At 65.3% G+C, this 21,024-nt stretch carries 23 protein-coding genes; 14 read left to right on the forward strand and 9 right to left on the reverse strand.

All coding sequences use genetic code 11. The features are described from left to right. Positions 1-105 precede the first annotated feature (105 nt). From Q2M23_RS35230 to dnaQ, 4 genes are read left to right on the forward strand one after another with little or no spacing between them, the layout of a single operon-like run. Positions 106-942, forward strand: a complete 837-nt coding sequence (locus Q2M23_RS35230; RefSeq protein ID WP_016841463.1) for a pyruvate, water dikinase regulatory protein — start codon at positions 106-108, stop codon at positions 940-942. A gap of 10 nt (positions 943-952) precedes the next feature. Then, the gene (locus tag Q2M23_RS35235) at positions 953-1,561 is read left to right on the forward strand and encodes a Maf family protein (RefSeq protein WP_316398488.1); all 609 of its coding nucleotides are present in this window, start codon (positions 953-955) and stop codon (positions 1,559-1,561) included. Positions 1,562-1,590: 29 nt separating this feature from the next. Further along, on the forward strand, positions 1,591-2,190 hold the full coding sequence (gene coaE / locus Q2M23_RS35240; protein ID WP_316398489.1) for a dephospho-CoA kinase: 600 nt from the start codon (positions 1,591-1,593) through the stop codon (positions 2,188-2,190). A gap of 30 nt (positions 2,191-2,220) precedes the next feature. After that, entirely contained in the window at positions 2,221-2,946 is a 726-nt protein-coding gene (gene dnaQ / locus Q2M23_RS35245; RefSeq protein WP_316398490.1) for a DNA polymerase III subunit epsilon, read from the forward strand. Between the two features lie 167 nt (positions 2,947-3,113). Here dnaQ and secB read toward each other — a convergent pair whose 3' ends face one another. Then, a complete protein-coding gene (secB, locus tag Q2M23_RS35250) occupies positions 3,114-3,602 on the reverse strand; it encodes a protein-export chaperone SecB (RefSeq protein WP_057020335.1) in 489 nt (162 codons plus the stop codon). A gap of 411 nt (positions 3,603-4,013) precedes the next feature. Between secB and Q2M23_RS35255 the strand changes: the two genes are divergently transcribed. Genes Q2M23_RS35255 through Q2M23_RS35265 form a run of 3 tightly spaced genes read left to right on the forward strand, consistent with a single transcriptional unit; the run spans position 4,014 to position 6,902 of the window. Next, the gene (locus Q2M23_RS35255) at positions 4,014-4,718 is read left to right on the forward strand and encodes a Tim44/TimA family putative adaptor protein (RefSeq protein ID WP_057020336.1); all 705 of its coding nucleotides are present in this window, start codon (positions 4,014-4,016) and stop codon (positions 4,716-4,718) included. After that, complete coding sequence (locus Q2M23_RS35260) at positions 4,696-6,312, forward strand: murein transglycosylase A (RefSeq protein WP_410469808.1); 1,617 nt, start codon at positions 4,696-4,698, stop codon at positions 6,310-6,312. The genes Q2M23_RS35255 and Q2M23_RS35260 overlap by 23 nt, the downstream gene beginning before the upstream one ends. Continuing rightward, positions 6,309-6,902: a Smr/MutS family protein gene (locus tag Q2M23_RS35265; protein WP_316398491.1), complete on the forward strand. Its 594-nt coding sequence runs from the start codon at positions 6,309-6,311 to the stop codon at positions 6,900-6,902. Before Q2M23_RS35260 ends, Q2M23_RS35265 begins: the two co-directional genes overlap by 4 nt. Positions 6,903-6,904: 2 nt before the next feature. On the opposite strand, the gene Q2M23_RS35270 is transcribed toward Q2M23_RS35265, so the two are convergent. The 5 genes from Q2M23_RS35270 to hslV form a co-directional block, all read right to left on the reverse strand. Next, positions 6,905-8,029: a hypothetical protein gene (locus Q2M23_RS35270; RefSeq protein WP_076833686.1), complete on the reverse strand. Its 1,125-nt coding sequence runs from the start codon at positions 8,027-8,029 to the stop codon at positions 6,905-6,907. Between the two features lie 159 nt (positions 8,030-8,188). After that, positions 8,189-9,493, reverse strand: a complete 1,305-nt coding sequence (hslU, locus tag Q2M23_RS35275; RefSeq protein WP_016841472.1) for an ATP-dependent protease ATPase subunit HslU — start codon at positions 9,491-9,493, stop codon at positions 8,189-8,191. 61 nt (positions 9,494-9,554) lie between these two features. Then, positions 9,555-10,151, reverse strand: a complete 597-nt coding sequence (locus Q2M23_RS35280) for a DUF2585 domain-containing protein (RefSeq protein WP_316398492.1) — start codon at positions 10,149-10,151, stop codon at positions 9,555-9,557. After that, positions 10,148-10,633 (reverse strand): GNAT family N-acetyltransferase, encoded by a 486-nt coding sequence (locus Q2M23_RS35285; RefSeq protein WP_316398493.1) that lies wholly within the window; start codon positions 10,631-10,633, stop codon positions 10,148-10,150. The genes Q2M23_RS35280 and Q2M23_RS35285 overlap by 4 nt, the downstream gene beginning before the upstream one ends. Before the next feature lie 2 nt (positions 10,634-10,635). Next, on the reverse strand, positions 10,636-11,193 hold the full coding sequence (gene hslV / locus Q2M23_RS35290) for an ATP-dependent protease subunit HslV (protein WP_024583062.1): 558 nt from the start codon (positions 11,191-11,193) through the stop codon (positions 10,636-10,638). A 243-nt stretch (positions 11,194-11,436) separates the two neighbouring features. Here hslV and hisB point away from each other — a divergent pair, with 243 nt between their 5' ends. The 7 genes from hisB to coaA all read left to right on the forward strand — a co-directional run bounded on the left by hisB (position 11,437) and on the right by coaA (position 16,271). Further along, positions 11,437-12,030 (forward strand): imidazoleglycerol-phosphate dehydratase HisB, encoded by a 594-nt coding sequence (hisB, locus tag Q2M23_RS35295; RefSeq protein ID WP_016841476.1) that lies wholly within the window; start codon positions 11,437-11,439, stop codon positions 12,028-12,030. A gap of 86 nt (positions 12,031-12,116) precedes the next feature. Next, on the forward strand, positions 12,117-12,647 hold the full coding sequence (locus Q2M23_RS35300) for a DUF2628 domain-containing protein (protein ID WP_076833691.1): 531 nt from the start codon (positions 12,117-12,119) through the stop codon (positions 12,645-12,647). After that, positions 12,644-13,294 carry an imidazole glycerol phosphate synthase subunit HisH gene (hisH, locus tag Q2M23_RS35305; RefSeq protein ID WP_028341984.1) on the forward strand — a complete coding sequence of 217 codons (651 nt, stop codon included), beginning with the start codon at positions 12,644-12,646 and terminating at the stop codon, positions 13,292-13,294. Before Q2M23_RS35300 ends, hisH begins: the two co-directional genes overlap by 4 nt. Then, positions 13,291-14,019, forward strand: coding sequence for a 1-(5-phosphoribosyl)-5-[(5-phosphoribosylamino)methylideneamino]imidazole-4-carboxamide isomerase (hisA, locus tag Q2M23_RS35310; protein WP_057020434.1), 729 nt, complete (start codon positions 13,291-13,293; stop codon positions 14,017-14,019). Before hisH ends, hisA begins: the two co-directional genes overlap by 4 nt. Positions 14,020-14,028: 9 nt before the next feature. Next, on the forward strand, positions 14,029-14,805 hold the full coding sequence (hisF, locus tag Q2M23_RS35315; RefSeq protein ID WP_038382736.1) for an imidazole glycerol phosphate synthase subunit HisF: 777 nt from the start codon (positions 14,029-14,031) through the stop codon (positions 14,803-14,805). Between the two features lie 150 nt (positions 14,806-14,955). Next, a complete protein-coding gene (locus Q2M23_RS35320; RefSeq protein WP_028341982.1) occupies positions 14,956-15,279 on the forward strand; it encodes a phosphoribosyl-ATP diphosphatase in 324 nt (107 codons plus the stop codon). A gap of 35 nt (positions 15,280-15,314) precedes the next feature. Further along, the gene (coaA, locus tag Q2M23_RS35325) at positions 15,315-16,271 is read left to right on the forward strand and encodes a type I pantothenate kinase (protein WP_026192056.1); all 957 of its coding nucleotides are present in this window, start codon (positions 15,315-15,317) and stop codon (positions 16,269-16,271) included. A 172-nt stretch (positions 16,272-16,443) separates the two neighbouring features. Here coaA and Q2M23_RS35330 read toward each other — a convergent pair whose 3' ends face one another. The 3 genes from Q2M23_RS35330 to Q2M23_RS35340 all read right to left on the reverse strand — a co-directional run bounded on the left by Q2M23_RS35330 (position 16,444) and on the right by Q2M23_RS35340 (position 20,976). Next, a complete protein-coding gene (locus tag Q2M23_RS35330) occupies positions 16,444-18,693 on the reverse strand; it encodes a PAS domain-containing hybrid sensor histidine kinase/response regulator (RefSeq protein WP_316398494.1) in 2,250 nt (749 codons plus the stop codon). A 103-nt stretch (positions 18,694-18,796) separates the two neighbouring features. Next, positions 18,797-19,318: a hypothetical protein gene (locus Q2M23_RS35335; protein WP_316398495.1), complete on the reverse strand. Its 522-nt coding sequence runs from the start codon at positions 19,316-19,318 to the stop codon at positions 18,797-18,799. A 119-nt stretch (positions 19,319-19,437) separates the two neighbouring features. Continuing rightward, the gene (locus tag Q2M23_RS35340; protein ID WP_141339863.1) at positions 19,438-20,976 is read right to left on the reverse strand and encodes a YifB family Mg chelatase-like AAA ATPase; all 1,539 of its coding nucleotides are present in this window, start codon (positions 20,974-20,976) and stop codon (positions 19,438-19,440) included. Positions 20,977-21,024: the final 48 nt, after the last annotated feature.

Here is a 21,024-nt window from a genome sequence, read left to right on the forward strand (position 1 = left end):
GCGACGTGCTGTGAAGAAGGGGGCGAGATATACAGGGGCCTGGCCATGGACCCGGATTCTTCTCCTCGACCTCCACAGGGATTCACAGGATAGACAGGGGCTCTGGTGCCGACGACCTCCAACTACTTCCATTTGCATCTGGTGTCGGACTCGACCGGCGAGACGTTAATCACCGTGGCGCGCGCGGTCGCCGCGCAATACGCCAATGTGACCGCGGTCGAGCATGTCTACCCCCTGGTGCGCAGCCAGAAGCAGCTCGATCGCGTGCTCGACGAGATCGAGGAATCGCCCGGCATCGTCCTGTTCACGCTGCTGGAGAAGGATCTGGTCGGCCGGCTCGAGGGCAAGTGCAAGGAGATCAACGTTCCGAGCCTGTCGATCATCGGGCCGGTGATGCAGTTGTTCGAGGCGTATCTGGGTGCCGCGACGACCGGGCGCGTCGGCGCGCAGCACGTGCTGAACGCCGAATATTTCCGCCGCATCGATGCGCTGAACTACACGATGATGCATGACGATGGTCAGCATGTCGAAGGCCTCGAGGAGGCCGATGTCGTGCTGGTCGGGGTATCCCGTACCTCGAAGACACCGACCTCGATCTATCTCGCCAACCGCGGCATCCGAACGGCGAATGTGCCGCTGGTGCCGGGCATCCCGCTGCCGCACCAGCTCGAGACCTTGAAGAAGCCGCTGGTGGTCAGCCTGCATGCGACGCCCGAGCGCCTGATCCAGGTTCGGCAGAACCGCCTGCTCACCATGGGCGACCGCGACAATGACACCTACATCGACAAGCAGTCGGTAGCCGACGAAGTCGCCTTTGCCCGGCGCCTCAGCGCGAAATTCAACTGGGCGCTGCTCGACGTCACACGGCGTTCGATCGAGGAGACCGCGGCCGCGGTGATGAAACTCTTCAACGACCGCCAGCGCGCGCGGCCGTCGGAATGATTCTCACGTCATGAGCATCTGGCGCGGCCCACAGAAGCTGATCCTCGCGTCGCAGAGCCGCGCGCGAAAGATGCTGCTTGAAAATGCCGGCCTCGATTTCGAGGCGCTGCCGGCCGACATCGATGAACGCGCGGTGCAGAAGAATTCCGGCCTTTCGGCCCCGGGCGAGATCGCATCGCTCCTGGCGCGCGAGAAGGCGTTGTTCGTCTCCAGGCAGAGGCCCGGTCAATATGTCGTCGGCGCCGACCAGACGCTGGCGCTGGGGCAACGGATGTTCAGCAAGCCCGCCGGCCGCGCGCAGGCGGCCGAGCAGCTCGGCCTGCTCGCCGGACGGACCCATGAGCTGCATTCCGCCGTCTCGGTCGCACGCGATGGAAAGGTCCTGTTCAGCGATGTGGGCGTGGCCCGCATGACGATGCGACGGCTCGCCGCCGCCGAGATCGAGAGCTATCTCGACCATGCCGGGGAGGCGGTGACGACCAGCGTCGGCGCCTACCAGCTCGAGGGCCTCGGCGTGCATCTGTTCGAGCGGATCGAAGGTGACCATTTCACCATCCTCGGCCTGCCGCTATTGTCGCTGCTGGCGTTCCTGCGTGCTGAGAAACTGCTCGCGGTGTGAGGCGTGGCGACGGGAGAGATGCTGAACCGATGTTGATAGTTGGACTGACCGGCTCGATTGGGATGGGGAAATCCACCACGGCCAAACTGTTCATGGAGGCCGGCGTGCCGGTGTACGACGCCGATGCGGCTGTGCATCAGCTCTACGAAGGCGAAGCTGCGCCGGCGATCGAGGCCGCCTTTCCCGGCACCACTGCCGGCGGCAAGGTCAATCGCGCGAAACTGTCGGCGCGCGTGGTGCACGATCCTGCTGCGATGAAGCGGCTCGAGCAGATCGTGCATCCGATGCTCGGCGCGTCGCGCCAGAAATTCTTCGCCGATGCGGAAGCCGCCGGTAACCCGATCGTCGTTGTCGACGTGCCGCTATTGTTCGAGACCGGCGGCGAGAAGCGCGTCGATGCCGTGGTTGTCGTCACCACGTCGCCGGAACTGCAGCGCGAGCGGGTGCTGGCCCGCGGCACGATGGATGCGGCCAAGCTCGACGCCATCATCGCCAAGCAGATGTCCGACGCCGAGAAGCGAAAACGCGCGGATTTCATAGTGGATACCTCGCACGGCCTAGATCCGGTGCGGGCGCGTATCCGCGACATTCTGGCCGAGGTTGTTAAGATGCCGAAGCGGCGCGCCTGATTCGCCCGCCTTTTCGGATTCATTCACGTCATGCGCGAAATCGTTCTCGATACCGAAACCACTGGCCTCGATCCGCTGCGCGGAGACCGGCTGGTGGAGATCGGCTGCGTCGAGATTTTCAACCGCATGCCGACGGGACAGACCTACCACGTCTACATCAATCCCGAGCGCGACATGCCGGCGGAGGCGTTCGCCGTGCATGGGCTGTCGACCGAGTTCCTGGCCTCCAAGCCGCTGTTCAACGAGGTGGTCGACGAGTTCCTGGCCTTCATCGGCGACACGCCGCTGGTGATCCACAACGCGTCGTTCGACATCAGCTTCATTAACGCCGAGCTCGACCGCATCAAGCGGAAGGCGATCCCGAAGGACCAGCTGGTCGATACGCTGTTGCTGGCACGGCGCAAGCATCCCGGCGTGTCGAACCGGCTCGACGATCTCTGTTCGCGCTATCAGATCGACAATTCCCGCCGCACCAAGCACGGCGCCTTGCTCGACGCCGAGCTGTTGGCCGAGGTCTATATCGACCTGATCGGCGCGCGGCAGTCGCAGCTGATCCTGGCATCGGAAACGTCGGATGCGCGTGTGGGCGGCCATAGTGGTGACACGCCGCGGCGGCAGCGCGAAACCCCGCTACTCGCGCGGGTCAGTGACGCCGATCGAGAGGCCCACAGGGCCTTCATTGCCACGCTCGGCGACAAGCCGATCTGGAACGATTACCTGCCGCCGCCAGCGCCTGCTGCAGCACCGGCGGCTTGAGCCCCTATTGCGCTCTATCCCCGTCATCCTGAGGCGCGAGCGGAGCGAGCCTCGAAGGATGCGCGGCCGCAGTCGGGCCGTCGATCCTTCGAGACGCCCGCAAGCGCGGGCTCCTCAGGATGACGGATCACACTTCCGCGCGTGTTACATTTTTTCGAGTTTAGAACTCAGCTCGGCTTGACGCCGGGAGCGGCTTGGCCGGCCGCCTGCCGCTCCATGTTCTGTCGGTAGAGACCGAGGAAATCGACGGGGTCGAGCAACAAGGGCGGGAAGCCGCCGTCGCGGACCGCGGTCGCGACGATCTCGCGTGCGAACGGGAACAGCAACCGCGGGCACTCGATCATCACCAGCGGGTGCAGGTTCTCCTTCGGCACATTCACGATCCGGAAGACGCCGGCATAGGCGAGGTCGAAGCTGAACATCACCTTGCCTGCGGTCTCGGCCTTGCCCTCGATCGAGAGGATCACCTCGTACTCGTTCTCCGACAGGTTGTTGGCGGAGACGTTAATCTGGATGTTGATCGCCGGCTGCTGTTGCTGCTGGCCGAGCGAGGCCGGCGCATTCGGGTTCTCGAACGACAGGTCCTTGGTGTACTGCGCCAGTACGTTGAGCTGGGGAGCGGGTTGTTCGACGGGGGCGCCGTTGCCATTGGTCATGAAAATGTCTCCTGGAGCAGCGCTCGATGGACAGAATGTCCGACGGCACGCGTTAAGGTGTTGAGAATGCCGATGCCGGGCGAGTGGCTATCATAGGCCCGGCTCGGTCCACAAGGACGACGAAAGGGCGGGCCGGCGGCAAATTCTCCCGGCAAAGGACAGCGCGCGCGAGCCTGCCCGATCTCTTAACAGCTTCCTAAATTATTGAAGATGCGCGATTTCCTGAAAAGGAACGGTTTCCCCCGGGGGTCAAAACGCGCTACACTACCCGTGCCAAAAAGCGCCATTGGCCGGGCATAGTTTCGTGCCTACATCTTCGGACTCTATCGGTGATGTGATCTCTGCTGTTCCCGACCGGGAACGCTTTGACGGCCGGCCCGTTGCCGGCAGAGACCAGAAAGCGAATTCGACGTGGATATTTACACCATCATCTTCCTGGCGCTGGCCGTGTTTATCTTCCTGCGCCTGCGCAGCGTTCTCGGACAGCGCACGGGAAGCGAGCGGCCGCCTTATGATCGCGCCGCGCCCAACGTCGTGCAGCGCGGTCAGGACAACAACGTCGTTCCGATCCCGGGATCGGTAATCGACCAGCCGGCCTCGGCGGCGCCCGCCGAGCCGGTCGAGCCCACGGAACGCTGGAAGGGCATCGCCGAGCCCGGCACGGCGCTGGCGCAGGGTCTCGACGCGGTGGCCGTCCAGGATTCCTCGTTCGATCCGCGGCATTTCCTCTCAGGTGCCCGCTCGGCCTATGAAATGATCGTGCTGGCGTTCGCCAATGGCGATCGCCGCGCGCTGCGCGACCTGCTGTCGACCGAGGTCTATGAAAGCTTCGAGGCCGCGATCAAGGATCGCGAGAAGCACGAGCAGAAGACCGAGACGCGGTTCGTCTCGATCGACAAGGCCGAGATCGTGAGCGCGGAGACGCGCGACCGCTCGACTCAGCTCACCGTCCGCTTCGTGTCGCAGATGATCTCGGTCACGCGCGACAAGGCCGGCACCATCGTCGACGGCAGCCCGGACAAGGTCGCCGACATCACCGATATCTGGACATTCGCCCGCGACTCGACTTCCCGCGATCCGAATTGGAAGCTGGTTGGCACTGGAAGCGCTCACTAAGCATCTCAGCTACGGGCGGCTCGCGGTGGCGTGCTGCGCGCTCGCGGTGCTGTGCTCCACCGCAGCGATTGCCGCGCGCTACAGATCAAGCCGGCACCCTCCGCCGCGACACGAGCATAGCCACCCGATCCCCTATCCCAATCTGGAAATGCCGCTGCAGGTCAGCGGCAGCCAGTACGAGCCGCTCGCCTGGTCCAACGTCGCCGGCTGGAGCGCCGACGATCATCTCGCGGCCTACCAGGCGTTTCGCACCAGCTGCAAGCCGATCGCGGCCCAGCAGGGTGCGCCTGCAGATTCGAAAGCGCTTGGAAGCTCGCTGCGCGATCCCTGCCGGATCGCCAAGGGACTCGCGCTGAGCGACGGCGTCAAGGCGAAGGACTTCTTCGAGCAGAATTTCGTGCCGTTGCGTATCTCGCGGCTCGGCGAGGACGCCGGCTTCGTCACCGGTTACTACGAGCCGGTGCTCGATGGATCGCGGACCCAGACCGACGTCTACAACGTGCCGGTCTATCGCCGTCCGTCCAACCTGTTCGTGCGCGGCAAGACGCAGAATTCGGTCGGGCTGCCCAATGGCGGCGCGGTGTATCGCAAGATCGGCCGCCGCAAGCTCGTGCCCTATTACGACCGCGGCCAGATCGAGGACGGCGCGATCGCCGGCCGCGGGCTCGAGATCTGCTGGCTGAAGAGCCAGACCGATCTCCTGTTCGCGCAGATCCAGGGCTCGGCGCGGATCAAGCTCGAGGACGGCATCACGCTGCGCATCAATTACGACGCGCATAATGGTTATCCCTATACGCCGGTCGGACGCGTCCTGATCGACCGCGGCATCATCCCGAAGGATCAGATGTCGATGCAGAAGATCAGGGAGTGGATGGAGCAGAACCCCGACGGCGCCAAGGACCTGCGCCGGCAAAACCGCTCCTTCGTCTTCTTCCGCGAGGTTCCGCTGTCCGACAAGGACGAGGCCGTCGGCGCGCAGGGCGTGCCGCTGACGCCGGGCCGCTCGATCGCGGTCGACAAGGCGCTGCATGTCTACGGCACGCCGTTCTTCATCGCCGGCGAGCTGCCGATCGAATCCGAGCAGTCGAAGACGCCGTTCCACCGGCTGATGATCGCGCAGGACACTGGCTCTGCGATCGTCGGCCCGGCGCGCGCCGATCTTTATTTCGGCGCCGGCGCGGAAGCTGGAAAGGTCTCGGGCCGCCTGCGGCACAACATGCAGTTCGTCATGCTGGTGCCGAGGGGTCTCGACCCTGTCGCGCGCGGCCACAAGCTGCCTCTCCCGGATGAGCGGCCCTCGGCCAAGATCGCAAAGCTGTTTCCGCAGACCGAGCCGCCGAAGGACAAGCCGGCGGCGAAGGCTGCGGATGTGCCGACCGCCGGCATCGCCAGAAGCGCGGTGAAAGACTCAGGCAATAGCGCCGCCAGGAACCCGGCCGCGAAGGATGTCGCGCCCGCAACGCCGGCAGCAACGACCCCTGTCGCGCAGGCCGCACCTGTGGCAGAACCGGTGCCGCTGCCGGTCGCCCGGCCCGATATTCCGCAACCGGAGAAGCGGCGCTTCCGGCGCTATCGCCATTACCGCGATCAATGAAACGACCCGCGCCGATCCCCGATCTGTCCGCGCCGTCGCGGCGCAAGCGCGCGCTGAGCGAAGAGGAGCGCGCGCTCTGGGAGAGCGTGGCAAAGCAGGTCAAGCCACTGCGCAAGCGGCCGGTCGCCGCGAAGGCCCCCGCCGCCGCCTCTGACCCGGCCACCCATCACGCGATTGCCAAGCCCATCTCGGTCAAGCCGGCGACAGCGGTCAAGGCTGCGCCGGCGCAACGCCCGCACGCGCCGCCGCTGGCGCCGATCGGCCGTCGGGAACGTGCAAAGCTTTCGCGCGGCCGGCAGGAGATCGATGCGCGGCTCGATCTGCACGGCATGACCCAGCTGCGCGCGCATCGCGTGCTGTTTACCTTCCTGCAGCGCGCGCACAGCGACGGGCTCACTTTCGTGCTCGTCATCACCGGCAAGGGCAAGGTCGGTGGTCTCGATTCCGAACGCGGCGTGCTGCGCCGCCAGGTCCCGGAATGGCTCAGCCTGCCGGAATTCCGCTCGCTGGTTGTCGGCTTCGAGGAAGCGCATATCGGCCATGGCGGCGAGGGCGCGCTTTACGTGCGTGTCCGGCGCGCGCGAGCCTAAAGCTAAAACGGGCGGACGATCCCGACGCGCGGGATCAGCGTTACGATCCAGCCTGATATCGTCGTCTTGCGGTCGTCCGACGGGATCGCCGGCACGTCCTTCGACGCCGGCAGCATCCTGGTGGCATGCAGCATCAGGAACATGCAGACCGCCCAGTTCGAGATCCAGCGCGAATAGTCGAACACGGTCACGAACATCACGAAATAGCCGGCGCTGATCACAACGAGCGCTCCGAGCACGATCCGGCGATGCAGTTCACTCGCGAGCGCGCCAATCAGTCGCGCGAAATAGCGCCACAGCGGCGTGTGCAGCCAGATCAGCAGCGCAAACACCGGAACGCCCAGGATGTTCGAGGGCATGCGCGCCCAGGTGTCGGCGAACTCCTTCGACAGCGGCTGGTACCAGATGTAGCCGAACTGAAGCAGGTCGGTGCGTGACGGATCGGCCATCCGGCTCTGCAGATGACGGATGAATTCGTCATAGGGCACGTCGACCGTGCCAGCGAATTGCGCGACCAGGAACAGGATGCCGATGCCTGCGAGCGCTGCGATGCCGAAGACGGCGTTCCGCGGCGTCACGCCCTGCACCAGATAAAAGCGCAGCACCACGATCGCCGTGATGGTCGGCACATACATCAAGACGAAGATGTGATGGACCAGGATCAGCAGGATCGAGAACAGCGCGGCAATCAGCACATACGCCACTGAGCGCGCCGGGATCAGCAGCAGCACGATCGTCAGCGCACAGCCATAGATGTCGAAATGGCCGAGCGTGTGCATGAAGTTCTTCAGGAAGAACGGCGAGCCCGCGATGAAGACGAATAACGGCCAATGCGCGTCGTTGAAGCCGAATGTGCGGCGGAACAGTTTGATGAACAGCCCCAGCGTCACCAGCCAGATCGCGCCGGCCAGCGCGAACACCAGCCATACGGGCACCTTGTCGGTGAACAGCGACACGATCGCCCCGACCAGCGCGCGCTTGGTGAAGCCGTAGTGATAGTCGACCAGCAGATGGATGTAGGGAACGAAGGGCGGCAGCGCGATCTTGTGCAGGAACACGCCGACCAGCACCGCCGCATTGACGGCCAGCATCAGGCGCCAGGGGTTTTGCCACACCCGCAGATTCATCGATCGCCCACTCGTCGTCCCGGGCAAGCGAAGCGCGACCCGGGACCCATAACCACCGAAGGCAGTTCTAAGGGGAATGTCGGCCCGAGTCTTGGTCACTTCGAGCTGCGGGGTTGTGGGTCCCTGCCTTCGCAGGGACGACGATCTTAGCGGGGCCGCCTACAAAATAAACCGGCTCAGGTCGGCGTTCTTGGCGAGGTCGCCGACATGCTTGGTGACGTAGTCGGCGTCGACCTGGATGGTCTCACCGTGGCGATCGGGCGCGGTGAAGGAGATCTCGTCCAGCACCCGCTCCATCACGGTCTGTAGCCGCCTTGCGCCGATATTCTCGACCGTGGAATTCACCGCCACGGCGACATCGGCCAGCGCGTCGATGGCATTGTCGGTGATGTCGAGCGTGACGCCTTCGGTCTTCATCAGCGCGACATATTGCTTGATCAGCGACGCCTCCGGCTCGGTCAGGATCCGGCGCATGTCGTCGCGGGTCAGTGCCTGCAGCTCGACGCGGATCGGCAGGCGGCCCTGCAGCTCCGGCAAAAGGTCCGACGGCTTGGCGATATGGAACGCACCCGAGGCGATGAACAGGATGTGGTCGGTCTTGACGGCGCCGTGCTTGGTCGAGACCGTGGTGCCCTCGATCAGCGGCAGCAGGTCGCGCTGCACGCCCTCGCGGGAGACGTCGCCGCCGGCGCGGTTCTCGCGCACGCAGATCTTGTCGATCTCGTCGAGGAACACGATGCCGTTGTTCTCGACCGCGTTGATCGCCTCCTGCACCAGCTGATCGGTGTCGAGCAGCTTGTCGGATTCCTCGTTGACGAGGATTTCGTGCGAGCCCTCCACCGTCAGGCGGCGAGTCTTGCTGCGTCCGCCCATCTTGCCGAAGATGTCGCCGAGCGAGATCGCGCCCATCTGGGCGCCGGGCATGCCGGGGATTTCGAACATCGGCATGCCGCTGCCGCCCGACTGCGTCTCGATCTCGATTTCCTTGTCGTTGAGCTCGCCGGCGCGCAGCTTCTTGCGGAACGACTCGCGCGTCGCCGGGCTCGATCCCGGGCCGACCAGCGCGTCCAGCACGCGTTCCTCGGCGGCAAGCTGGGCGCGGGCCTGAACGTCCTTGCGCTTGCGCTCGCGGGTCTGTGCGATCGCGACCTCGACGAGGTCGCGGACGATCTGCTCGACGTCGCGGCCGACATAGCCGACCTCGGTGAACTTGGTGGCCTCGACCTTGAGGAACGGCGCGCCGGCGAGCTTGGCCAGCCGCCGCGCGATCTCGGTCTTGCCGACGCCGGTCGGCCCGATCATCAGGATGTTCTTGGGCAGAACCTCCTCGCGCAGGGAACCGGCGAGCTGCAGCCGCCGCCAGCGGTTGCGCAGCGCGATCGAGACGGCGCGCTTGGCGTCGGTCTGGCCGACGATGAAGCGGTCGAGTTCAGAAACGATTTCACGGGGAGAGAAGTGAGTCATTGGCTCTAGCTAGGTTGGAATCGCGGTCTCGGCAAGCGGCAGTCCTCCAAGGCATCGTCCCCTAAAGAATCGGCGGCCCGGCCTGCCACTGCCTGATCGCCTCGAACGGGTGGATCAGCATGATGATGTTCAGTGTCAGATTGTCGCGAATGTGAAGCAGCAGCACGGTTTCGAACAACACGCCGAGCGCGACGGTCGCCGCGATCGGCAGCTTGCGCGCCAGCAGGAAGCCGACAACCATCGCAAGGGTGTCCGACACCGAATTGACGATGGTGTCGCCGTAATAGTCCAGCGAGATCGTGCCGGCGCGGTAGCGCTCGATGATCCAGTTGGAGTTTTCGACGAGCTCCCAGCTGCCTTCGATCAGCATCGCGACAATCAGCCGCCCGGGCCAGGCGAGGCGCGGCAACAGGAGGAAGGTCAGACCGTAGAACAGCAGGCCATGCAGCACATGCGACAGCGTGTACCAATCGGCGACGTGCTGCGAGTTCTCCGAGCTCTGAACCGAGCCATGCCAGAGCTTGACGTAGCCGCAGGCACAGATCGGAAGACGGCCCATCGCATAAAGCAGCGCTGCTTGCAGCACGAGCAGCGCTGCCGCGATCGCCAGCCAATGCCGCGCTGAAACGCCGGTGATGGGCTTGTGCGCGATCGTCATGCGTCGCGCGCCATCAGCAGCGCCGGCCCGTCCGGCGTGTCGACCATACCCATCTTTCGAAAACCCGCCTTCTCGTAGGCGCGGATCGCGCGCGCATTGGCCGGATCGGGATCGGTGACGATGCGTGGCGCGCCCTGCGCCAGCCGGTCATCGACAAAGGCGCGGATCAGCGCCGAGCCGTGGCCACCTGCCATCATGTCGGGCTCGCCGATGAAGAGGTCGACCCCGCGCGTGCCCTCAGGCTGAACCCCGAAGCCGGAATTCCACGCCGTCTGGTCGTAGCACTGGATGTAGCCCAAATCGGACGCATCGGTTGCGACGATGAACTGGTCCATGGCCGGCTCATCGAGGTCGCCGCTGACCAGCGCATATTGCTCGGCCGGATCGCCCCACCATTCCCGGACATGCGGCAATGCCAGCCACTGCTTGACCAGCGGCAGGTCGGCCGGCGTCATCGGCCGGAAATGATAGGGGCTGGCCATGCTCAGCCGCCGATCGTCTCGATCGTCACGTTCCGGTTGGTGTAGACGCAGATATCAGCGGCGATATCCAGGGCGCGGCGGACGATGGTCTCGGCGTCCTTGTCGGTATCGACCAGCGCGCGGGCCGCGGCGAGGGCGTAATTGCCGCCGGAACCGATCGCCATGACCCCGGATTCGGGCTCCAGCACGTCGCCGGTGCCGGTCAGCACCAGGGAAACGTCCTTGTCGGCCACGATCATCATGGCCTCCAGCCGGCGCAGGTAGCGGTCGGTCCGCCAGTCCTTGGCGAGCTCGACGGCCGCCCGGGTCAGCTGCCCCGGATATTGCTCCAGTTTGCTTTCCAGTCGCTCGAACAGGGTGAAGGCGTCGGCGGTGGCGCCGGCAAAGCCGCCGATCACGTCGCCCTTGCCGATCCGGCGGACCTTCTTGGCATTGGCCTTGATCACGGTCTGGCCGATCGAGACCTGCCCGTCGCCGCCGATCACCACCTTGCCGCCCTTGCGGACCGTGCAGATCGTGGTGCCATGCCAGACCGGCAGCTCATTTTGGGATGCTTGCATAGGTTACCTCTCTTCCGGGCAGATTTAGGCGGTCGGGCAGGGGGTTACAATCGGGACGAAATCGGCGTGTTTTCAGGCGAGGTGGCACCGGTTTGCGTGACGAAACGCGTCAGAACCAGATCGACAACGATTTCCGGTCACCATGGCCGGAAGTTGGGGCGTTTCGAGGTCATCCCGCAGTAGCGAAGGTGACATCAGCCTGTTAAAAGACCGGCGTTTTCGGCACGGGAAAGCTCAATTTTCATGCGCACCGCAACCATCAAGCGCAAGACCAAGGAGACCGACATCGAGGTGACGGTCAACCTCGACGGAGCAGGCGTATCCACGGTTTCGACCGGGATCGGCTTCTTCGACCATATGCTCGACCTCCTGGCCCGGCATTCGCGCATCGACATCACGGTGAAGGCGGATGGCGATCTCCATGTCGATTACCACCACACCACCGAAGACGTCGGGATCGCGCTCGGGCAGGCCGTGAAGCAGGCGCTCGGCAACATGGCCGGCATCACCCGCTATGCCTCGATCCACATGCCGATGGACGAGACGCTCTCGCGCGTCGTGATCGACATTTCCGGCCGCCCGGTGCTGGTGTTCAAGGCCGAATTCCCGCGCGACAAGATCGGTGAGTTCGACACCGAGCTGGTGCGCGAATGGTTCAACGCCTTCGCGATGAACGCCGGCGTGACTCTGCACGTCGAGACCCTATATGGCGAGAACAGCCATCATATCGCCGAATCCTGTTTCAAGGGTCTGGCGAGGGCGCTGCGGACGGCAATTGCAATCGATCCGCGTGCCCAGGGCGAAGTGCCCTCGACCAAGGGTCAGCTCGGCGGCTGATCTCTGGACCATGATCCGGAAGAGTGGATGCCGGTTTTCCGAAAGATCATGCTTTAAATAAGAGTCCATCCTCGGCGGAGCGTTCGATGCCGGTCTATACAGTGCATGCCCCCGTGGCCAACGGCGCCGATCTCGCGGCGACCGACAAGTTCGTCTTCGTGCGCGACGGCTTCCATTTCTGGGCCGCGGTTGCGGGGGTGATCTGGCTGGCCTGGCATCGGCTCTGGCTGGCGCTGATCGGCTGGTTCGTTCTTACTTTCGTGATCGATTACGCGCTGGCCAAGCTTGGCGTCGGCCGCAGCGCGATCTTCTTCGTCGACCTGGTGCTGATGGTGTTGCTCGGCCTCGAGGCCGCGACCCTGCAGCGCTGGACGCTGTCGCGGCGCAGGTGGCGCCAGATCGACATCGTCGTGGGCGACGATGCGGAGGCCGCCGAGCGCCGTTTCTTCGCGCGCTGGACCGCGCGGCATCGCGGCGCCGTCCACGATCAGCGCTCGGTCGATCGCGGCGCGCCGCCGCCGACCCGCGACGTTCCGGGTCAGTCATTCTCAAAACCCCCGTCGATGCCGCAAGGCGGCATCATCGGATTGTTTCCAGAGCCAGGAGGAACGCGATGACCGTTGCAATCATCGATTACGGCTCCGGCAATCTGCATTCGGCGGCCAAGGCCTTTGAGCGCGCCGCGCGCAGCATGGAGGATCCGCAAGCCATCAAGGTGACGCGCGATCCCGATGCGGTGTATCGCGCCGATCGCATCGTGCTGCCCGGCGTCGGCGCCTTCGCCGATTGCCGCCGCGGCGTCGACGCGGTCGACGGCATGCTGGAGGCGCTGACCGAGGCGGTGCGGGTCAAGGCCAGGCCGTTCTTCGGCATCTGCGTCGGCATGCAGCTGATGGCGACGCGCGGCAAGGAGCACGTGATCACCGAGGGCTTCAACTGGATCGGCGGCGATGTGGAGAAGATCGAGCCGCGCGACGAGAGCCTGAAGGTCCCGCATATGGGCTGGAATACGCTCGACATGGTGCGCGAGCATCCGGTGCTAGAGCGGCTGCCGCTCGGGCCGAAGGGACGTCACGCCTATTTCGTGCACTCCTATCACCTCAACGCCGCCAATGAGGCGGACGTGCTCGCGCGCGCCGACTATGGCGGGCCGGTGACCGCGATCGTCGGCAAGGACACCGCGATCGGCACCCAGTTTCACCCCGAGAAGAGCCAGCGCTTCGGCCTCGCTTTGATCGCCAATTTCTTGAAGTGGAAGCCGTGATTCTCTTTCCAGCGATTGATCTGAAGAACGGCCAGTGCGTGCGCCTGGAGCAGGGCGACATGGCGCGCGCCACCGTGTTCAATCTCGATCCGGCGGCGCAGGCGGCGAGCTTCGCCGCGCAGGGCTTCGAATATCTCCACGTCGTCGATCTCGACGGTGCCTTCGCCGGCAAGCCGATGAATGCGCATGCGGTGGAGGCGATGCTGAAGGCCGTCACCATGCCGGTGCAGCTCGGCGGCGGCATCCGCGACCTCAAGACCATCGAGGCCTGGCTCGACAAGGGCATCACGCGCGTCATCATCGGCACCGCCGCGGTGCGCGATCCTGAGCTGGTGAAGGGCGCGGCGAAGACATTCCCCGGCCGTGTCGCCGTGGGCCTCGATGCGCGCGACGGCAAGGTCGCGGTCGAAGGCTGGTCCGAGACCTCGCATGTGACCGCGCTCGAGATCGCGCAGCGCTTCGAGGATGCCGGCGTCGCCGCGATCATCTTTACCGACATCGCCCGCGACGGCCTGCTCAAGGGCCTCAACCTCGACGCCACCATCGCGCTTGCCGACCGCATCTCGATTCCAGTGATCGCCTCCGGCGGCTTTGCCTCGATCGACGACGTCAAGGCGCTGCTGGAGCCGCGTGCGAAGAAGCTGGCCGGTGCGATCGTCGGCCGTGCGCTCTATGACGGACGGCTCGATCCGGCCGCTGCCCTTCAGCTGATCCGCGGCGCGTAGGAGGAGATCATGTTCAAGGTTCGCGTGATCCCGTGCCTCGACGTCAAGGACGGCCGCGTGGTCAAGGGCGTCAACTTCGTCGATCTGCGCGACGCCGGCGACCCGGTCGAAGCCGCGATCGCCTATGACGCCGCCGGCGCCGACGAGCTCACCTTCCTCGACATCACCGCCACCCACGAAAACCGCGGCATCATGCTCGATGTGGTGCGGCGGACCGCGGAAGCCTGCTTCATGCCGCTGACCGTGGGCGGCGGCGTCCGCACCGTCGACGACATCAAGACCCTGCTGCGCTCCGGCGCCGACAAGGTCTCGATCAATTCAGCGGCCGTCAGCCGGCGCGAATTCGTCAAGGAAGCGGCCGAGAAATACGGCGAGCAATGCATCGTGGTCGCGATCGACGCCAAGCGGGTCAAGCGTGCCGGCGGCTCGGACCGCTGGGAGATCTTCACCCATGGTGGACGGAATGCCACCGGGATCGACGCCATCGAATATGCCCAGGAGGTCGTCTCGCTCGGCGCCGGCGAAATCCTGCTGACCTCGATGGACCGGGACGGCACCAGGCAGGGCTTTGACCTGCCGCTGACCCGGGCGATCGCGGACAGTGTCCCCGTACCGGTCATCGCGTCCGGTGGTGTCGGCAATCTCGACCACCTGGTCGACGGCGTCCGCGAGGGTCACGCCACCGGCGTACTGGCCGCGTCGATCTTCCACTTCGGGGAATTCACCATCCGCCAGGCCAAGGATCACATGGTGCGCGCCGGCCTGCCGATGCGGCTCGATCCCTAGCGTGAGCGTGGTCAGGAAAAGTGGAAACCGGTTTTCCGTGAAGACCACGCTCAAACAGGGAGAGCTGGGACTCCTTGTCACAAAAATGCTAAGTCCCCACCTAAGGGATGGTACCCGTGCGGTGCCGCTGTGCATGCTTGAGTTGAGTTGATGTCGCGTTTCACGGTCCACGATCTGGCCGCCACCATCGACGCCCGCGCTGCAACGGGCGGTGAGGCGTCCTACACCCGTAAGCTGCTCGACAAGGGCGCGGAGCATTGCGCCAAGAAATTGGGCGAGGAAGCGGTCGAGACCGTGATCGCCGCGGTCGAGAATGACCGCGATCACCTCATCGCCGAAAGTGCCGATCTCGTGTTTCACCTGCTGGTTCTGTTGAAATCCCGCGGCGTGAAGCTGGAGGACGTCGAGGCCGCGCTGGAGAAGCGCACCTCGATGTCGGGACTGGAAGAGAAGGCGTCGCGCAAGCGCGACTAGCGCAAATGATCGAGCGCATCGAGAGGGGCGGCCTCATGGACATCCGGGCACCAGATCAACAGTACAACCCCTACCGCATCTTCACGCGCCAGCAATGGTCGCATCTGCGTGACGATACGCCGATGACGCTCGAGCCCGGCGAGTTCGATCGCCTGCGTTCGATGCACGATCGCCTCGATTTGCAGGAGGTCGAGGACATCTACCTGCCGCTGTCGCGGCTGCTCTCGATCTATGTCGATGCGACGCAGCGGCTGTATTACTCGCAGCGCCAGTTCCTCAACATCCGCGACCGCAAGATGCCCTACATCGTCGGTGTCGCTGGATCCGTCGCGGTCGGCAAGTCGACCACGGCTCGCGTGCTGCAGGCGCTGCTGGCGCGCTGGTCGCCGCGGCCGAAGGTCGACCTGATCACGACCGACGGTTTCCTGTTTCCGAATGCCGTGCTCGAGCGGCAGGGCATCATGCAGAAGAAGGGCTTTCCGGAAAGCTACGACCTGCCGACGCTGCTGTCGTTCCTCAGCGACATCAAGGCGGGACGGCGCCGCGTGCGCGCGCCGGTCTATTCGCATCTGACCTACGACATCGTGCCGAACAAATGGGTCGAGATCGACCAGCCGGACATCCTGATCGTCGAGGGCGTCAACGTGCTGCAGACCGGGCGGCTGCCGCGCGACGGCAAGGCGGTGCCGTTCGTCTCCGACTTCTTCGACTTCTCGGTCTATATCGACGCCGACGAGGCCGTGCTGCGGGAGTGGTACATCAAGCGCTTCCTGGCGCTGCGCGACACCGCGTTCACCGATCCGAGGTCCTACTTCCACCGCTACGCGCCGCTGTCGGACGAGGAAGCAACGGCGACCGCGATCGCGATCTGGGAGCGCACCAACCTCGCCAATCTCGAGGACAACATCCTGCCGACCCGCCCGCGCGCGACGCTGATCCTGAAGAAGGGCGCCGACCACGTGGTGCAGTCGGTCGCGCTGCGCCGGCTGTAGTAGGAACCGTATCTCAGCGAAAGCGCCACATCACAGCTGTCGTCCCCGCGAACGCGGGGACCCATAACCACAGGTACCTGTGATTTGCAGCGCTGTAGCCCCAGCGGGCGCAAAACTAGCTTCGGTGGTTATGGGTCCCTGCTTGCGCAGGACGACACTGAGGTTTTGGCTGCTACGCTGCGATGTGCCGCGCGGCGGCGAGGCCCGCGAGCGCTTCTTCCAGCTTCTCGCGGTCGAGCGGCTTGATCAGAAAGCCGTCCATGCCGGCTTCGAAGCAGGCATAGCGGTCCTCCACCAGCGTATTTGCCGTCAGTGCCAGGATCGGGGTCCGGCGGACGGATTGTGCCGCTTCATGGGTGCGGATCTGCTTGGTGGTCTCGATGCCGTTGAGGCGCGGCATCTGGATGTCCATCAGCACGAGATCATAGGGCGTGCCGGCTGAGGTCGCCGACAGCCAGGACTCCATCGCCTGCTCGCCATTGGTGGTGATGACCACGTTATGGCCGAGCCGGGTGAGCAGCGAGCGCATCAACAGCGCGTTGATCTCATTGTCCTCGGCGACCAGGATCGAGAACCCCTTGTCCGGCAGCGCGGATGCAAGCGCTGTGGGCGCGGACTCGGCGGCCGCCTCGATCGCAAGGCTCGGCGCAGCGACTTCCGGCGATGCGGTCAGGCGCGCGGCGAGCGACGACGCGCGCAATGGCTTCACCAGGTAACCGGTGAACATGGCTGACTCGGAGGCCGAAAGGTCCTGCCGCGTCGCCGGCGTGAACATCACGATGCGATGGGTTGCATGGAGGCGGGCGGCGTCGGCAAACGCCTCCATCGCCGGCGTGCCGAGCGTGTGGTCGATCAGCACCGCATGCCAGCTCCGCTCCGGCAGCAGCGCCTCGGCGACGTTGGCATCCGACACGATGCAGGTCTGTGCGCCCCAGCGCTGCAACCGCCGCGAGATCAGCGAGACCTCGATGCTGTGTGGCGCCACCAGCATGATCGACTGTCCCGTCAAGTCGGGCGCGGCGAAGCCGTTGGCCTCGCCGGTATCGGCGGCGGCGAGCGGGATCGACACCTCGAAGGTTGAGCCGGCGCCCGGCGTGCTTGCGAGCGTGATGCGGCCGCCCATCCGCTTGACGATGCGGTCGCTGATCGAAAGGCCGAGGCCGGTGCCGCCATAGCTGCGCGCGATCCGGTCGTCGGCTTGCTCGAACTCCCGGAAGATACGCTGCTGCGCATCCGGTGCGATGCCGATACCGGTGTCGCGGACCAGGAAGCTGATCTCGTTCGGCCAGATGCCGGGCTCGACGATCAGCGCCACGCCACCGGTCGCGGTGAACTTGATGGCGTTGCCGGCGAGATTGAGCAGCACCTGACGCAGCCGCGCGGCGTCGCCGGTCACCTGCATCGGCAGCCGTTCGTCGACATAGGCGGCGATCTCGATTCCCTTGGTTTGCGCGCGCGGCGCCAGCAGCTCGGTGATGTCCTCGATCAGGCCGGACAGCGCGAACGCGCGCTGTTCGAGATCGATCTTGCCGGCCTCGATCTTGGAATAGTCGAGCAGCTCCTCGATCAGTGCGAGCAGCGCGTCGCCGGATGTCTTGACCGCCTTGACGTAGGTCATCTGCTCCAACGTCAGCTGCGTATCCATCAGCAATCCGCTCATGCCGATGATGCCGTTCAGCGGGGTGCGGATCTCGTGGCTCGCCATCGCAAGGAAGCGCGACTTGGCGCGGTTGGCGGCGTCGGCCTGATCGCGCGCTTCGGCGAGCGCGCGCTCGCTCTCGGTGCGGTCGGTGACGTCGCGGCCGACGCTCTGCATTTCTGCGGGCGCGCCGGCATCGTTGCGCACGAGGCCTTCACGCCAGGCGATCCAGCGCGGCCCGAGCGGGCCCTCGATCTTCTGGTCGTAGACCCGCGTGCCGTTGGATTCGAGCGCGGTGTCGCCTTGTTCGAGCACCTTCAGCGTTGCGGTGCTGCCGATCAATTCGCTGCGGGGCCTCTGCGCCAGCTCGCAATAGGCGTCGTTGGCATAGGTGATGAGCCCGTCGAGATCGCGCAGCACGATCAGATCGTCCTGCGCCTCGAACAGGGTGGAGGCGCGCTGCTCGGCCTCCTGCAGTTCCCAGTTGCGGTCGGCCATCGCTTCATTGTGCATGGCGATGGTGCGCAGCCGCTTGCGCATCAGCCGCAGGCGGATGCCGAGCGTCACGATCCAGAGGCAGGCGAGCGCGAACAGGAAGCTGACCCCGATCGCGAATGCATTGGGATCGTAGCCGCTCTGTTGCGAGAGCGCGCCCGAAATGAACCCGAAGGCGCTGCCGAACGCGACGGAGAAGATCGTGAACGAGCGCACGATCGTCGCGAGCCAGGAATGGCGCCGGAGGAAGCGGCGAAGGCGCAACTTGATCCGGAAGAAACGCCCCATCAATGGTGACCCTGAGACAGCTTGATCTGGCGCTGACGATGCGTCGGCCAGCTTGCAAAGTGCTTGAAATTGGTGGCCATTTCGCGCTGCCCTCAGAACAAGGTTAGCGGGAGGTTAATTCCGCCATGACCCGGTTCGGGACGCGCTTGTCAGGTGCCGGCGTTGCGGCTTCAAGGCGGCGGTGTCCGCCGCGGGCGCTGACGATCAGGGCCGCGGCATCCCGCGCTGAGAACGTCTTCGACTGCACGAAGACACGATAGTCGGACGGGCCAGCATCACGCGTCAGATAGATGACGGGGCCGGTTGCCGAGGCATCGCCGGAAATCCCGATCAGCTGCGCCGTCGCGCTGCTCTCGCAGGCGCCGGCCTCGGCGTCGTCGATGTCGTCGATCACGGTGAAGTCGGCGGCGTCGGCGCTGTCGGCGATCTGGACCCGGACGGTGGCCTGGCTGGGGTCGTCAGTGAAGCTGACGTGAAGCTGCGCCAGCCAGGGGATCGATGCGATCTGCATCGTGGCGCCGCCCACCTCGATGCAGGGCCGCGGGCCCGGCAGGAATTCGGCGCGGGCAAGGACCGCGGCCACGGCAAGGGGGACCACCGAGGTCAAAATCTTCAAACGCAACATGACACAACTCGCTCGACCCAAGCTTGCCGCCGATCGCGGTGCTTATGGTTTGCGGAGCGTAAATGAGAGTGGTTACTGTCACGTTGACGCGGCGGGCACCGGCCGGAAGCCGGCGGAGATCACGCCGCGCGGCGCAAATCGTCGGCCAATGCACGATAAGACAGCGCTTCGGCGAGATGTAGCCGGCCGATCGTCTCGGCGCCGTCGAGATCGGCAAGCGTGCGCGCCACCCGCAGCACGCGGTGATAGCCGCGCGCGGTGAGGTGCATGTTGTCGGCGGCCTCGCGCAGCAGCTTCTGCCCATGCGCGTCGGGTTGCGCGATGGTCTCGAGCAGCGAACTCGGCGCTTCCGCATTGGTGCGGACATGCGGCATGCCGGCAGCCGCATAGCGCGCGAGCTGGATGTCGCGCGCGGCCGCGACGCGGGCGGCAACCTCGGCCGATCCCTCCGCCGGCGGCGGCAGGATCAGATCGGCCGCGGTCACGGCGGGCACCTCGATCCGCAGGTCGATGCGATCCATCAGCGGGCCGGAGATCCGCATCTGGTAGTCGCCGGTGCAGCGGTCGAGCCGGCCGCGCTTGCAGGAATAGCCGGGTTCATAGGCATGGCCGCAACGGCACGGGTTCATGGCTGCGACCAGCATGAAGCGCGCCGGATAGGTGACGCGGTGGTTGGCCCTGCTCACCGAAACCTCGCCGTTCTCCAGCGGCTGACGCAGCGAATCCAGCACGCGCGGATCGAACTCCGGCAATTCGTCGAGGAACAGCACGCCCTGATGCGCCAGCGAGATCTCGCCCGGTTTGGCGCGCATGCCGCCGCCGGTCAGCGCGGCCATGCTGGCGGAATGATGCGGGCTGCGGAACGGGCGTCGCGCGGTCAGGGCGCCGTCGCGGATCTCGCCGGCAACCGAGGCGATCATCGAGACTTCGAGCAGCTCCGACGGCGACAGCGGCGGCAGGATCGAGGGCAGTCGCGCCGCCAGCATCGATTTGCCGGCGCCGGGCGAGCCGATCATCAGAAGATGATGACCGCCGGCGGCGGCGATCTCGAGCGCGCGTTTCGCGCTCTCCTGGCCCTTGATGTCGCGCAGGTCCAAAAGCGTTTCCTCGCGCTCATGCACCTTCGGCTGCGGCCGCGACAGCACCTGCGTGCCCTTGAAGTGGTTGGCGATCTGGATCAGCGAATCTGCCGCGATGATCTGGATGTCCGGACTGGCCCAGGCGGCTTCCGAGCCGCAGGCGGCCGGGCAGATCAATCCCTCGTCGCGCGAATTGGCGCCGATTGCCGCGGGCAGCACGCCCGCCACCGGCGCGAGCGAGCCGTCGAGCCCGAGCTCGCCGAGCACGGTGAAGCCGTTCAGCGCATCCGGCGGGATCGCGCCGATCGCCGCCATCAGGCCGAGCGCGATCGGCAGGTCGTAATGGCTGCCCTCCTTGGGCAGGTCGGCGGGTGCGAGGTTGACGGTGATGCGGCGGGCGGGAAGCGCGAGGCCGGAGGCGATCAGCGCCGAACGCACGCGTTCGCGGGCTTCCGACACCGCCTTGTCGGGCAGGCCGACGATCGCGAATGCCGGCAATCCCGGCGCAACCTGGACCTGCACGTCGACCGCGCGGGCCTCGATCCCCTCGAATGCGACGGTGGAAACGCGCTGAACCATGCTGCCCCTATCTTCCGCAATCGAAGGTAGCGGAACCGGGCGGCAAGT

Origin of the sequence: Bradyrhizobium sp. 33ap4 (assembly GCF_032654765.1) — a bacterium.
In the GTDB taxonomy this organism is placed as follows: Bacteria; Pseudomonadota; Alphaproteobacteria; order Rhizobiales; family Xanthobacteraceae; genus Bradyrhizobium; species Bradyrhizobium australafricanum.

Coding starts and splice junctions, on each gene's coding strand:
- Q2M23_RS35235 (WP_316398488.1), top strand. CDS start 953: ATGAGCATCTGGCGCGGCCCACAGAAGCTGATCCTCGCGTCGCAGAGC.
- coaE (WP_316398489.1), top strand. CDS start 1,591: ATGTTGATAGTTGGACTGACCGGCTCGATTGGGATGGGGAAATCCACC.
- dnaQ (WP_316398490.1), top strand. CDS start 2,221: ATGCGCGAAATCGTTCTCGATACCGAAACCACTGGCCTCGATCCGCTG.
- secB (WP_057020335.1), bottom strand. CDS start 3,602: ATGACCAATGGCAACGGCGCCCCCGTCGAACAACCCGCTCCCCAGCTC.
- Q2M23_RS35265 (WP_316398491.1), top strand. CDS start 6,309: ATGAAACGACCCGCGCCGATCCCCGATCTGTCCGCGCCGTCGCGGCGC.
- Q2M23_RS35270 (WP_076833686.1), bottom strand. CDS start 8,029: ATGAATCTGCGGGTGTGGCAAAACCCCTGGCGCCTGATGCTGGCCGTC.
- hslU (WP_016841472.1), bottom strand. CDS start 9,493: ATGACTCACTTCTCTCCCCGTGAAATCGTTTCTGAACTCGACCGCTTC.
- Q2M23_RS35280 (WP_316398492.1), bottom strand. CDS start 10,151: ATGACGATCGCGCACAAGCCCATCACCGGCGTTTCAGCGCGGCATTGG.
- Q2M23_RS35285 (WP_316398493.1), bottom strand. CDS start 10,633: ATGGCCAGCCCCTATCATTTCCGGCCGATGACGCCGGCCGACCTGCCG.
- hslV (WP_024583062.1), bottom strand. CDS start 11,193: ATGCAAGCATCCCAAAATGAGCTGCCGGTCTGGCATGGCACCACGATC.
- hisB (WP_016841476.1), top strand. CDS start 11,437: ATGCGCACCGCAACCATCAAGCGCAAGACCAAGGAGACCGACATCGAG.
- Q2M23_RS35300 (WP_076833691.1), top strand. CDS start 12,117: ATGCCGGTCTATACAGTGCATGCCCCCGTGGCCAACGGCGCCGATCTC.
- hisH (WP_028341984.1), top strand. CDS start 12,644: ATGACCGTTGCAATCATCGATTACGGCTCCGGCAATCTGCATTCGGCG.
- hisF (WP_038382736.1), top strand. CDS start 14,029: ATGTTCAAGGTTCGCGTGATCCCGTGCCTCGACGTCAAGGACGGCCGC.
- Q2M23_RS35320 (WP_028341982.1), top strand. CDS start 14,956: ATGTCGCGTTTCACGGTCCACGATCTGGCCGCCACCATCGACGCCCGC.
- coaA (WP_026192056.1), top strand. CDS start 15,315: ATGGACATCCGGGCACCAGATCAACAGTACAACCCCTACCGCATCTTC.
- Q2M23_RS35330 (WP_316398494.1), bottom strand. CDS start 18,693: ATGGGGCGTTTCTTCCGGATCAAGTTGCGCCTTCGCCGCTTCCTCCGG.
- Q2M23_RS35335 (WP_316398495.1), bottom strand. CDS start 19,318: ATGTTGCGTTTGAAGATTTTGACCTCGGTGGTCCCCCTTGCCGTGGCC.
- Q2M23_RS35340 (WP_141339863.1), bottom strand. CDS start 20,976: ATGGTTCAGCGCGTTTCCACCGTCGCATTCGAGGGGATCGAGGCCCGC.